The organism is Rhodocytophaga rosea (assembly GCF_010119975.1).
Taxonomy (GTDB): Bacteria; Bacteroidota; Bacteroidia; order Cytophagales; family 172606-1; genus Rhodocytophaga; species Rhodocytophaga rosea.
In genome coordinates this window covers 4474881-4488409 of the sequence record NZ_CP048222.1, presented here as the reverse complement: position 1 = coordinate 4488409, position 13529 = coordinate 4474881, and the positions used below count along the sequence as shown (strand labels likewise).

Sequence of the window (13529 nt, the reverse complement as noted above, 5' to 3'; positions counted from 1 at the left end):
TGTATGACTCTTTCTCGTTTTTCCTGGAAAATCATTCCGCTGCTTATTTTTTGCTGTTTTACTCATTTTTTTGCCCTTGCCCAGAAATCTCTTCTGTTTACCCCAGTCTCATTAGATGATTTAAGCGCCTTTAAGCCTGTAGCTGGAAACTGGAAAATAAGCGGCGATGTAACTGCCGACCGGAGCAAAGACCAGACACTACAAGTCAGTTCCGGAAAAGGTGTTTTAGTAAATCTGCCAGATTCAAAAAATAAGGATAACATTTTTGCTGGCTTTGAACATGGAAATATAGAACTGGAACTGGATTTTATGATGGCTAAAGGCTCCAACTCTGGTATCTATCTGCAGGGGCGTTATGAAGTTCAGTTGTTCGACAGCTGGGGAGTTACCAATTCCCGCTCATCAGATTGTGCCGCCATTTACGGACGCTGGGATGAGAAAAGACCCGATGGACAAAAAAGCTACGAAGGGCACCCACCCAGGGTAAATGTTAGCCGGGCTCCCGGATTATGGCAAACCATGAAAATTGTATTTCAGGCACCGGTTTTTAATGCACAAGGCAAAAAAACAAAGAATGCAAGATTTATAAAAGTAATTCATAATGGAGTGGTGGTACATGAAAATGTGGAACTGACCGGCCCTACCCAGTCTGCCGCTTTCCAGGTTGAAAAACCCTTTGGTCCGCTGATGCTTCAAGGAGATCATGGTCCGGTAGCCTTCCGCAATATCCGCTACAAACGTTATGACCAGCCAGCTGTACAGTTAAATAATCTGGCTTATAAATACTACGAAGGCAAGTTCAATAACCAGGCTGATTTTATTCAGTTAACTGCCAAAAAATCAGGCAAGGTAGAAGAAAAAGCGCAACTCGTAGAAAGCCCGAATAATTTTGCTTTGCAATTGAATGGTACGTTTCAGGCGCCTTCCAGCGGAGAGTATCTGTTTGAAATCAAATGTATGGGGGGCGCTACACTTAGTATTGATGGCAAACCTGTTATCAGTTACGATGGCTTTCATTATCCCGAGGAATGGGCCAGTGGACAAACCAACTTACAGGCTGGTTCGCACGAAATGACTATTAATTATTTCCGGAGTCAATATCCCTGGCTGCGCTCAATGCTGAGTATGTATGTAGAAGGTCCTGGCGTGGTACGCCAGCCTGTTGCCCTGCCTACTTCCCTTCCTGACCCGGAATATATAGAGCCGATTCTGGTAAATACACCTGAAACCAGAATGGTACGCAGCTTTATATGGGACAATAATCACAAAAGAACAAATTGTATTTCGGTGGGTGAGCCTGGCGGCATACATTATACTGTTGATCTGAATCAGGGAAGCCTTTTCCAGGTATGGAAAGGCGGTTTTCTGGATGCAACCGATATGTGGCATGACCGGGGCGAACCTCAAATCGTGAAGCCGGTAGGCAGTACCCTTATCATGTCTGGAGAGCCTGCTTTAGCGATGCTTGCCAGTAATAATGCCGTTTGGCCTGATTCTGTGAAGGAAACAGACAATTTTCAATTCAAAGGTTATTCAGTAGATGCCCGCAACAGACCTACCTTCCGCTATACCATGAATGGGCTAAACATTCAGGACCAGACCTTGCCAGATGATAATAACCGGATGCTGAACCGCCAGATTCAGGTAAAAAGCAATGGGCAGGATACTAAAAATCTTTGGTGTCTGGTAGCATCTGGAAGTAAGATCAGCCAGTTGCCGGATGGCGCATATAGCATCAACGACAAAATGTATTACCTGGAAGTGGAAACTGGCGGAGAAAAACCTGTGATCCGCAAATCGAAAAACCGGGAAGAACTACTGATCCCTGTACGTCTGAAAGACAATCAGGCTTCTGTTAAATACAGAATTATCTGGTAGCCTGTTTCACTCATTAACTGAATTTACTACTCATGAAAACATATTTGAATATCCATTCAATCTCCCCTAAAAATACTGCTGTTCCTGTCAATATAGTGAATGAATGTTTGTCTAAAAGCTGGCGATTTGTAAAAATAACACTGGCTGCTACGCTATTCCTTTCGTCTACGCTGAGCTTTGCCCAGAATGCAGCCCAAGGTTCTAAACCTGGTGCAGAGGAGGAAGAGTATTACAAAATCATTACCGTACCCATTCCCAAAAATGTAGAGCTTGAAGTAGGTGGTTTGGCTACTATGCCCGATGGTCGGCTGGCCGTTTCTACCCGGAAAGGAGATGTATGGCTAATAGAAAACCCCTATATGCGTGACCAGGGAATTCCCTACTTCAAGCGTTTTGCTCAAGGATTACATGAACCTTTAGGACTGGCTTACCATAATAACTCGCTCTATCTGACCCAGCGCAGCGAACTCACCAGGTTGCGTGATACTAATGGCGACGACAGAGCCGATGATTATGAAGTGATTTATTCCTGGCCATTATCCGGAAACTATCATGAATATTCCTATGGCCCGGTTGTTATGCCAAACAATGACATGCTCATTACGCTGAATCTGGCCTGGATTGGTAAAGGAGCTTCCTTATCGAAATGGAGAGGCTGGATGCTGAAAATTGCACCGGATGGCAAGATGACCCCGGTTGCTACTGGCATGCGTTCACCAGCCGGATTTAATTTTCTGCCCGATGGTTCTGTTTTCTACTCCGAAAACCAGGGTGATTGGGTAGGCTCTGGCCGCATGACCCACATAGAACCCGGTGATTTTGTAGGAAACCCATCTGGTTTACTATGGTCTAACCTGCCGGAGTCGAATATTAAACTTCGTCCGGAAGATGTGCCCAGCACTGGCAAACCTATGTATGAAGTAGCCAAAACCGTAAAAGAGCTAAAACTACCTGCTATATGGTTTCCACAAGGTATTCTGGGTATTTCCACGTCTGCTATCTTAGCGGATACTACGGCAGGCGTTTTCGGTCCATTTACCGGACAGGTACTGGTTGGAGATCAGGGACAGAGTAAAATTATGCGGGTATTTATGGAAAAGGTGAACGGCGAATACCAGGGCGCTGTATTTCCATTTAAAGAAGGTTTTCAGTCAGGTATACTGCGTATGGTATGGGGCAACGATGGATCTATGTTTGTGGGCATGACCAGCCGGGGATGGGCTTCTACCGGTAAAGATGAGTATGGATTGCAACGCCTGGTTTGGACCGGTAAAATGCCGTTTGAGATCAAGACCATGAAAGCCCAGCCAGATGGTTTTGAACTTGAGTTTACCCAGCCGGTTGATAAAGCTACCGCCAAAGATGCTGCTTCGTATGGCCTCACCAGTTTTAACTATATGTACCGCCAGGAATATGGTAGCCCGGTTATTGACAATAAACCTTGTACGCTAAAGGGAATTGTGGTATCCGAAGATGGAATGAAAGTTCGGCTGGTGGTAGATGGCATTAGAGAAGGCTATATCCATGAAGTGAAAGCAGAAGGGCTTCGCAACCAGACTAAACAGCCTTTGCTACATTCGGTGGGGTATTATACCTTAAATTACCTACCTTCCGGAGAAAAGCTGGTGTTGAAAGACGATCAGATGGTGAAGGCTTCTCATGCCAATCATTCGGCAAGTGCCAGTGCATCTCAAAAAGGCACTACTGTAAAAACTTCTACCACCGGAAAAGCTACTACTGGTACACAAGCCAAACGTATCATTACTATGCCTGCCGACTGGACCAATGGACCGGACAAAACCATCACCCTGGGTACTAAACCTGGACTGAAATTCGAATTGTCACAGATTACTGTGAAAGCAGGCAGCAAAGTAAAGCTTACCTTCAACAACAACGATGATATGTTGCATAACTTTGTAGTAACGTTGCCGGGAGAAGCAACACCAGTAGGTGAAATGGCCGTAAAACTAGGCTTGGATGGTGCTAAAATGGATTATATACCAAAAACTCCTAAAGTGCTCTATCATACTGCCCAGCTACAACCTCAAACATCAGAAACCATTTACTTTGTGGCTCCTTCCAAGCCTGGCGATTATATGTATGTGTGCACCTTCCCAGGTCACTACATGAATATGCAGGGTATTTTAAAAGTAACGGAATGATGAATTACTGAATTACTGAATTACTGAATTACTGAATTACTGAATTACTGAATTACTGAATTACTGAATTACTGAATTACTGAATTACTGAATTACTGAATTACTGAATTACTGAATTACTGAATTACTGAATTACTGAATTACAATAATTATTTTTTATTTACTCAATCCTTCTATCATTCAGTAATTCAGTAATTTTTGCAGACTATCGTCTATAGATTAAATTGATTCTAAACCTCTTAAATTTTTTATATGTCATTCTCCGAAAAAATATCCCGGCAGCAATTTTTAAAGGTGAGCAGCTTAGCCCTGGCAGGCACCTTTCTTACAGATTTTTCTGCATTTGGGAAAACAAGTAAAAACGTAGGCCTTCAGCTATACACTCTGCGTGAAATATTACCTAAAGACCTGGAAGGTACTTTAAAAAAAGTAGCGGATATTGGGTATCGTGAAGTAGAATTGTTTGGCTATTCTGATGGAAAATACTTTGGCAAAAGCCCAAAAGAATTCCGTGATATTTTAAAAAGCCTGAATTTAACAGCACCTAGTGGCCATTATACGACTGGTAATGTGATGAAGAGCAAAGGCACCCTGCAAGACGACTGGAAACGGGCTGTAGATGATGCCGCAGAAGTAGGACAAAAGTATATGATTTGTGCGTTTCTCTTTCCGCAGGAACGTACTAAACTGGATGATTATAAACATCATATAGAATTATTCAATAAATCGGCGGAGGTATGCAAGGCAGCAGGCTTACAATTTGGTTACCACAACCACGATTTTGAATTTGTACAACTTGAAGGCCAGATGCCTTTTGATCTGATTCTGAAAGAAACTGACCCTAAACTGGTGCAGATTGAATTAGATTTATACTGGATCAGTTTTGCCGGAAAAGATCCGGTTGAATTATTCAAGCAACACCCCGGACGTTTCCCTATGTGGCATGTAAAAGATATGGAAAAGACAGCAGAACGCGCTTTCGCAGAAGTAGGCACTGGTTCGATAGATTTTCAGCGGATTTTTGATGCCGCAAAAACTGCCGGTTTAAAACACTATTTTGTAGAACAGGATGTTTGCAAACGCCCACCCCTGGAATCTATTAATATTAGTTTCCAGAATGTGAAGAAGTTGAAAGTGTGATTTAGTCAGTAATTATTGGTCAGTAGTCATTACTATAGTTCTTTGCTAGTCAAAAACTCTAATGACTACTGACTATTTTTTCTTAAATACCGTTCCCAGATTGCTGATCAAAGTAAGATAACTGATTCCTCCTGCTGCATGATGGAAGCCCCTGGCATATGCTATATCGAAAGATTTAATATGTAGGGAAGCACCCAGGGAAAATCCCGAACCTGCCGCCTGGTTAATAAGCCGTAGTTCCTGCCGCAAGAGATGATTGTATCCCACCTGTATTTGAAATGCTTTTCCTAACAGAATTTGTGTTCCCACTGTAAAATGACGGGCAATTTTATCTGCTACTCCTACTTTTTCTACTACCTTATTTCCATTGGGATCAATAGTGGTATTGAAGGCTGGGTCATCGTAGGCGATATCTAACTGGTGGAGGTGATGGGCAGTGAATGAAAAACGCAGCGGCATAAATTTAGGCTTGAAAGAAACGCCTGCCTGCACATCAAAAGGCATAGCAAGAGAGACTTCCGGATGGTAAGCTTTTAAGGCAAATCCTGCATTTTTAATCACAAGGCCAATACTCAAATCATGAACCGGATGTTTAAAAACGGCTCCTATATCCAGCATCGCTGCATACGCTGAGTAATTAGCAATGGTAGAACCAGCAAGTTTAAGATTAGCTCCAAGGGTATAATGTCCGATGATATGAGAATATCCAGTGGTTAATATATAATCGCTGGCTTTAAAGCTGCCTATTACAGCCCCGGTGGCATCTGTTTCCTCAAACGTCCCATAATTGATGTATTGAAGTCCTGCCGCCCACCTTCCCGCTTTTTTGAGCGGATGTGAATAGGCTAACGTAGAATAGTTAATGCCGGCATAATAAGGCACATAACTCAGGGATATATGTTTGTCGGTTTGCGTACTTAATAAAGCAGGGTTAGACAGGAAAGAATTTACATTCTGGTTGCGCAACGATACATTTATTCCACCTAAAGCTGCCAATGGGGCATGTCCAGGCAGATTCACAAATGAAAATGAAGTTCGTCCACCCAGGTATTGCGCCTGAACAGCTGTATCTACCCAGCACAAACAAAGTGTTAAATACAGAAAGTACCGCCTGACATGAAATAGAATTGAACTAAACTGCATGCTTAAAGTTAGTGCTTGTGTCTTATTTTTAAAGCCATGAAGGAGCAATTTAACTTTTTACTCAAATATAGATACTATTTTGTGTAGTACTTTAAAGAGTACGATAGTAGCGCTGATGTTAGGTTTCTACCTTTAAACTAAATTGCGTGATTTCTTAAATTGTTTATATACATTGATTCAATTCATGATTACTATTAAAGATATTATTGTCGGATTACAACATTACATCGCTTCCGACGAAAATGAACGCAAGATGGTGAATAATACGATCGCTTTTGCGCAAACATATCCCGATTGCCTGCTTCGAAGTTTGCTAACAGGCCATCTCACGGCTTCAGCCTGGATTACAGATGAAAGCCGCAAATATGTTTTACTTATCCATCACTATAAATTAGATAAATGGTTTCAGTTAGGTGGCCATGCCGACGGAGAACCAGACTTAAGAAAAGTAGCCCTAACGGAAGCCAGGGAAGAATCCGGTTTGCAGCATTTTTCTTTGATTTCCGAGGTTATTTTTGATGTAGATATACATCAGATTCCAGCCCGTTTACAAGAACCTGCACACTATCATTATGATATCCGTTTTTTGTTACAAGCAAGCCGCAATGAACCTTTAGTTAAAAATGCAGAATCTAAAGCTCTGGAATGGGTATCGATAGAACAGGTGAGTACACTCAACAATAGCGAATCTATTCAGAGAATGGTGAGAAAACATATGCAATTATTTTCTTGAAATCGAGAAGCTCATTTAAAAGTATTGTATACAGGCAACAGAAATATTCCGGTCGCCTGTAAAAGTAAGCCTATACATTGTTAATATTTTGAAATCGGTATTATTGCGGGCTTGTCTGGGGAATAACCGTTTTAAATCGTTTCTCATCCTCTTCCATCTGTTGTAATTTAGAGGTTTTCAAGTATTGCATCACTCCCAGACTAATTATAGCTGCAGAAAATATTCCTTCCATAAAAACAACGGCTGCTCCGGAAAAGGGATTGATATACTTGCCTACAATGCTCGTCTGCTGGAGTCTGCTCAATAACTCTGTATCAATCAATAAGTAAATACATACAAATACCGCAAAGCTTCCTACTCCTACCAGTGCCGTAAGCATGGCGCAAGATATTCCATTCAGATATTCCATCGAGTTGCCTTGTAGCTTTTTGAGTTTTGAAACTGCCATAATAATTCCTATGGTAAGGATAATCATGTTCAGCACCCGCAATTCCTGGTTTTGTGCCAGATTAAAGATGCGCATCAGCAAGAAGAAAGCTATCAAGCCTAAACAAGTAAGCAGGCCATAGCGAACAGCAATGGATTCTGCATGATTCATCTTTTTCATGTGGAAGGAGGTTGGTTTAAAGATAATATACGGAAAAATCTTATCTAAGTAAAGAATTTCTCAGGTATTTATCTGATTGCGAATAGTTTGAATACGTAAATGTATTCCGGCTTTATAACATACATTCTGTTAGCCTTCAAGGAATATTTCAAAGATTTATGGAAGGAATCATAGAAAATATCTATTTTGTAGGCTGTTTACAGCTTAATGTTATGAAAGCCAGGGCGTTGAAGTGCCTGAGAATTTAAAATCTATTTTTACCTATCAATCATCTTAAAATTTAATATAACCTAACCTTATGAAGAAACACTTTTCCCTGCTTTTGCTGCTCATTACCTGCTATTTGTCGGTATTAGCGCAACCTACTGAGAAATATATCCGCATTACTGTAGCACCCGAGCGAACAGACTGGACCTATAAACCTGGTGATAAAGTCAGGTTTACTGTATCAGTTACACAGTCTGGGGTACCTATACAGGCAGCAAAAGTGCGTTATGCAGTTATGCCCGAAAAAATGCCGCCAGTGCTTTCCGGCCCATTAACCTTAAAGGAAGGGAAAACAGTAATTGATGGCGGAACGATGAAAACAGCCGGTTTTCTGCGATGCGAAGTGTTTGCCGAACTGGATGGAAAAGAATATAAGGGATTGGGAACGGCTGCATTCGATCCGCTTTCTATCAAACCTACCGTAGAAAATCCCACAGATTTTGAAACATTCTGGAGTACAGGAAAAGCTGATTTAGCAAAAATTCCTCTGGATGCCCGAATGACATTACTACCGGAACGTAGTACAGAAAAAGTGAATGTGTACCATGTAAATATTCAAAATTTCAAAAATTCCAGGTTGTATGGTATACTATGTGTGCCAAAAAAAGAAGGAAAATACCCGGCCTTGCTTCAGGTTCCGGGTGCAGGCATACGTCCGTATACGGGGGATATTGCAAAAGCTGAAAAAGGCGTTATTACCTTACAGATTGGCATTCACGGCATTCCGGTTACCATGGAAAAAGAAGTATATGATCATTTGTCGGCTGGGGCATTGAATGGCTATCCTACCTTTAATCTCGATAATAAGGATACGTATTATTACAAACGTGTGTATTTAGGCTGTGTCCGTGCCGTAGATTTTCTGCACAGCTTGCCAGAATTTGATGGAACGAATCTGGGCGTATATGGAGGTAGCCAGGGAGGCGCACTTTCTATTGTAACAGCTGCCCTGGATGAAAGGGTAAAATACCTGGTGGCGTATTATCCGGCCTTAAGCGACATGACAGGTTATTTGCATGGCAGGGCAGGCGGTTGGCCGCATATGTTTTCTCCTACGAACCAGGCTATTCACAATAAAAAAGATAAAGTAGAAACCATTGGCTATTATGATGTAGTGAATTTTGCCCGCCGGGTAAAAGTGCCTGGCTATTATTCCTGGGGGTTTAATGATGAAACTTGCCCCCCAACATCGTTATATGCTGTGTACAATGTGATTACTGCCCCAAAGAAGTGTTTGTAGTACCAGAAACCGGGCACTGGACTTTCCCGGAACAAAATGAGAAAACTGACCAGTGGCTGCTCAAACAATTACATGTAGATATGAGCAAGTGATAAAACAAATAAGCCTGCAAATCGAAATTTGCAGGCTTATTTGTTTTATCTATCAAGTAGAGGTGACATTAGAAATAAGAGAAAAATCAAACGTTATGATTCTTGCAATATTTCTTGTACTATGTGCAATGTTTAACTACCTCTGCTCATTTCTTCAACTTATCCGGATAGCGGAGATCTAAAGTATCCAGAGTATCCACAATTTTTTTGGCCACCACATATTCCTTATACCAGTTCTGGTCGGCAGGTACAATCGTCCATGGAATGTCAGGGCTGCATTCTTCTACCACATCCTGGTAGGCTTCCAGATAATCATCTCTTTTCTTTACCACCAGCATATCTCCAGGGTCATATTTCCAATGTTTATTAGGATCGGTAATTCTCTCCTGTATACGTTCCCGTTGCTTATCTTCCGACACATTAAGAAAGAATTTCAGTATAAGTGTATTGGAATCCTGGAGCAACTGTTCAAAACTATTGATATACCCATAGCTCCTCTTAATAACAGCCGGTTTTACCCATCCTTCTACTCTGGGCACCAGTACATCTTCATAATGAGATCGGTTAAAAATCTGAATCATACCTTTAGCAGGCGTGTATTTATGAATCCGCCATAGAAAGTCGTGAGATAATTCTTCTTCAGTAGGTGCTTTAAATGCTTTTACCTGGCAACCCATTGGATTTACCCCACTGAATACTTTTTTCACCAATCCATCTTTTCCGGATGCATCCAGTCCTTGCAGAACAATCAACAAGCTGTATTGTTGCTGAGCGTACAATATATCTTGCTTTTCCTGTAAGTAGCTCAGTAGTGTTAGGGTCTGATCTTTTGTTTTTTCTTTATCAAGATCTTCTGGCGCACGGGTGGGAAGATGGCTAAGTTTCATAAGTAAATAAATTTAGGACCAACGTAAAGGCTTACACTGGAAGATATCAAAATTAGTTGCATAAAGTTTTGGCACTGCCTCTTTTTTGTTTCTCAGTTGTGAGGAATTATTTCGTGCTTCCCAGAAAAAAACACTTACTGCTAGATAGAAAAACTGGCACGATTATTTAGAATACTAGCCAAAATACATTAGAAAGGCATTTCTGTGCAAGTGAGTTAAACATATTTTTAGTTTTTGTAGTATAAACCGTTAAAACCAAAAATAAAATAAAAAGCATATGAAGAATGTAATGAATGTAAAGGGTATATTAGCTTTTTTGCTGGCAGCTATTTTTTTATGGAATTGTAATGCAAGCAGAACTACTAAGGGAGGAGCTATAGGAGCAGGAACTGGTGCAGTAATCGGAGGAATTATTGGTAAGAAAACAGGAAGTACAGCCGGAGGCGCTATAATCGGCGCTGCTGTAGGTGGTGCCGCTGGTGCAGTAATAGGCCGCTACATGGATAAACAGGCTAAAGAAATAGAAGAAAATGTAGATGGCGCCGTAGTAGAAAGAGTAGGCGAAGGTATCCGGGTAAAATTTGACTCTGGTATATTATTCGGTTTTGATAAAGATCAGCTGAACGCTGAATCTGAAAGAAATCTGGCTAAAATGGCTGAGGTGTTGAAAAAATATGAAGACACTGAGATTTTAATTGAAGGCCATACCGATAATAAAGGAGATGCTAACTATAATCAGAAACTTTCGGTGAGAAGAGCCAAAGAAGTGGAAAAACGCCTGAAAGAAATTGGCGTACAAAACAACCGTTTAACCACTAAAGGATATGGTTTTGATCAGCCCATTGCTTCTAACGATACAGAAACAGGACGTCAGGAAAACCGCCGGGTAGAAGTAATTATAGTAGCTAACGATGAATTAAAAGAAAAAGCAGAGCAAGGCAAAGTAGATGATTTGTAGTAGATCCTTTATAGATATTATCAGAAACGCCGGTTTATAAACCGGCGTTTTTATTGCTACTAATCAAGCGGTTCGTGGATGAAGGAATTTTTATTTTGTCATCTTTCAATTTGCCCTTTGTGCTATTGAGACAACTCATAAACTCACAAATAAATGCAGAAAGAGGATAGCTGAATATTTATGACCAGTTTTTCGGATATAAATGCCAGAAAACACCCTTTATAAAAGCCACCAGCAGTTTGATTTTACCAGTGAATAAACAGAAAAATATATTCTTAGGAAAAGCAACCAGAAAGAAAAAAGTAATACTGCTCCAAAAAGAAAATCCTCTAAAATTTTTACGTATAAATAATAAGCGGTTTCGGGTGAGATAATAGGTCCGCAAAGCACTGTTTTTACCCACAGACGTCGATTCTTTATGGTATACCACTGACTGTCCAACAAAATACAAAGAGAAGCCAGCTTTCTTTGCTCTTTCACACCAATCTAACTCTTCATAATATAAAAAATATTGTTCGTCCATAGGGCCAATCGTATCCAATAGTTTTCTGGAAACCATCATAGCCGCTCCGTGAATTAACTCAGTAGGAGTATTCTCAATGAAAGCAGAGCTATCTTTTTCTTTATTTCCAATAAATCTGCCTCTGCCAGTAACCCGATTTATTGCCACACCTCCGGCGTATTGAATAATATCTGGGGAATCAAAATATTTTATTTTCGGGCTGGCCATTCCTATTCTCTCATCCGACAACAAACAATCTACCAATGGTTTAAGAAAGCTGGTTTCTACTTCTGTATCATTGTTGAGAAATAGCAGAAATGCCCCTTTTGCTACCTTTACCCCTACATTATTTCCACCGGCAAAGCCTGTATTGAAAGGATTTTTAATGAATATTACTGCCGGAAATTCATTTTTCAATTCATCAAAGCCAGCTTCTATACTTGCATTATCTACTACAATTACTTCATAATGAGGATACGTAATTCTTTGTATGGATTGAAGAAACTCTCTGGTAACACTAATCTTATTATAGTTTACCGTGATAATAGATACTAGAGGAAGCTGCCTGGAAATATGTATCATACTTTATGAGGTAATATTTTATGCAAGCTCTGGCTCATGGTCCGGAATCCCTCTTGAAAGATACATACTAAATTTACAGCCATTATTTTGCGTAACAAGGTAATACCAATGATTACCGCACATATAATTGTAAGAATAGTAGTTGCCGCAACTGCCACCGGACTTTGAAAGGCATTCAATACATAAACATTTGCTAACACATTTATAATAACTGAAGCAGCAACTTTAATAAAATTTAAGTACGGTTTATTTAAACAGTCAAGAGTAATACCCAAAAACCTATCTAGAGGCAGAAACAAGCTATAAAATATGAAACACCTGAAAATATCTGCCGAACCCATGTAACTCTCTCCAGCTATAATTAGTAATATGCTATCTGCTAACCACATGCCGATCACAGCAAAAGGAATAATTAGTAGTATCAAAAAACCAATGTTCCGATTAAAAACGCCTTGTACAGCTTTTATATCATTCCGGGCACTATACTGGCTTAATAAAGGCATGGCAGTTGTAGCAAAACTCCTGATCGGGATTTCAATTAATTCTATTAACTTATAAGGCAATGTGTATAAGGCTACTGCTGAAGGGCCTAAAAACCAGTTAATCATAAAAATATCAGAACTTTTCAGCAGATTAGCACCAATTAAAGTTCCTACACTATATTTCCCAAAACGAAATAGCGATACAAGCGATTTCTTATTAATGAATACTATTTCTTTTATTTCAGCCCATCCTGAAACTATAACTATTCCCGATGCTAATGCATTACAGATTACATGTGCCTCGATCACTTCAAGCAAGGAAAATGGAAAGAAGAATCCACTTAAATTGAATAGTAAAAAAGGCAAGGTTATTAATAACCTGATATAAAGAATGATATTGAATTTTCCCTCAGATTGCATAAACCATATTGCCATTGCAGAAGGCAGTGAAACAAAGAAAAGTATAGCAGGATAATAAGCAGGAATAGGGAAAACATGACTGAAAGAAAAAATGAGTAGCGATATATAAAAGATTCCAATCAGCAACATAGTTATAGCTAATGCGATGAACCAGGCAGAGCCTTTTACAAAAGCGTATGTACTATCAGCCACCAAACGGATAAAAGCAGTTTGAATACTACCTGAACGTAACATGTCGGCGAACGCGAAAACTGTCAGATAAAGCATCCACATGCCTAAGTCGGCGGCATTTAACAACCGGACAAGCACCCAAATACTAATAAAACCTGCTGAGGAAGCAAGTATATTCGCTGTAAGTGATAAAACCTGGGGCTTTTTAAGGAATGAATTCACATAAGTTCACTTATTTATATGCGAATGAAGATGAATAATAAGC

The 13529-nt window shown here is 40.2% G+C and carries 10 protein-coding genes and 1 pseudogene; 6 read left to right on the top strand and 5 right to left on the bottom strand.

The genetic code is table 11. The features are described 5' to 3' along the window. Window positions 1–3: 3 nt before the first annotated feature. From GXP67_RS18590 to GXP67_RS18580, 3 genes are all read left to right on the top strand, one after another. Window positions 4–1878, top strand: a complete 1875-nt coding sequence (locus GXP67_RS18590) for a 3-keto-alpha-glucoside-1,2-lyase-like domain-containing protein (RefSeq protein WP_162444514.1) — start codon at window positions 4–6, stop codon at window positions 1876–1878. 32 nt (window positions 1879–1910) lie between these two features. Beyond that, window positions 1911–4040, top strand: coding sequence for a plastocyanin/azurin family copper-binding protein (locus GXP67_RS18585; protein WP_162444513.1), 2130 nt, complete (start codon window positions 1911–1913; stop codon window positions 4038–4040). A gap of 252 nt (window positions 4041–4292) precedes the next feature. Next, window positions 4293–5180 carry a sugar phosphate isomerase/epimerase family protein gene (locus GXP67_RS18580; protein WP_162444512.1) on the top strand — a complete coding sequence of 296 codons (888 nt, stop codon included), beginning with the start codon at window positions 4293–4295 and terminating at the stop codon, window positions 5178–5180. Between the two features lie 72 nt (window positions 5181–5252). Here GXP67_RS18580 and porQ read toward each other — a convergent pair whose 3' ends face one another. After that, a complete protein-coding gene (gene porQ / locus GXP67_RS18575) occupies window positions 5253–6323 on the bottom strand; it encodes a type IX secretion system protein PorQ (RefSeq protein ID WP_162444511.1) in 1071 nt (356 codons plus the stop codon). A 184-nt stretch (window positions 6324–6507) separates the two neighbouring features. Between porQ and GXP67_RS18570 the strand changes: the two genes are divergently transcribed. Further along, on the top strand, window positions 6508–7056 hold the full coding sequence (locus GXP67_RS18570; RefSeq protein ID WP_162444510.1) for an NUDIX hydrolase: 549 nt from the start codon (window positions 6508–6510) through the stop codon (window positions 7054–7056). A 100-nt stretch (window positions 7057–7156) separates the two neighbouring features. On the opposite strand, the gene GXP67_RS18565 is transcribed toward GXP67_RS18570, so the two are convergent. Next, window positions 7157–7663 (bottom strand): hypothetical protein, encoded by a 507-nt coding sequence (locus GXP67_RS18565; protein ID WP_162444509.1) that lies wholly within the window; start codon window positions 7661–7663, stop codon window positions 7157–7159. A 298-nt stretch (window positions 7664–7961) separates the two neighbouring features. Here GXP67_RS18565 and GXP67_RS18560 point away from each other — a divergent pair. Further along, window positions 7962–9262: pseudogene (locus GXP67_RS18560) on the top strand (acetylxylan esterase). A gap of 146 nt (window positions 9263–9408) precedes the next feature. On the opposite strand, the gene GXP67_RS18555 reads toward GXP67_RS18560, so the two are convergent. Further along, complete coding sequence (locus GXP67_RS18555; RefSeq protein WP_162444508.1) at window positions 9409–10149, bottom strand: PPK2 family polyphosphate kinase; 741 nt, start codon at window positions 10147–10149, stop codon at window positions 9409–9411. Between the two features lie 277 nt (window positions 10150–10426). Here GXP67_RS18555 and GXP67_RS18550 point away from each other — a divergent pair, with 277 nt between their 5' ends. Continuing rightward, entirely contained in the window at window positions 10427–11107 is a 681-nt protein-coding gene (locus GXP67_RS18550) for a YiaD family glycine zipper/OmpA-like lipoprotein (protein WP_162444507.1), read from the top strand. A gap of 178 nt (window positions 11108–11285) precedes the next feature. Here GXP67_RS18550 and GXP67_RS18545 read toward each other — a convergent pair whose 3' ends face one another. Continuing rightward, the gene (locus GXP67_RS18545; RefSeq protein ID WP_232065265.1) at window positions 11286–12191 is read right to left on the bottom strand and encodes a glycosyltransferase family 2 protein; all 906 of its coding nucleotides are present in this window, start codon (window positions 12189–12191) and stop codon (window positions 11286–11288) included. Continuing rightward, a complete protein-coding gene (locus GXP67_RS18540; protein ID WP_232065291.1) occupies window positions 12188–13402 on the bottom strand; it encodes an oligosaccharide flippase family protein in 1215 nt (404 codons plus the stop codon). The genes GXP67_RS18545 and GXP67_RS18540 overlap by 4 nt, the downstream gene beginning before the upstream one ends. Between the last annotated feature and the right edge of the window lie 127 nt (window positions 13403–13529).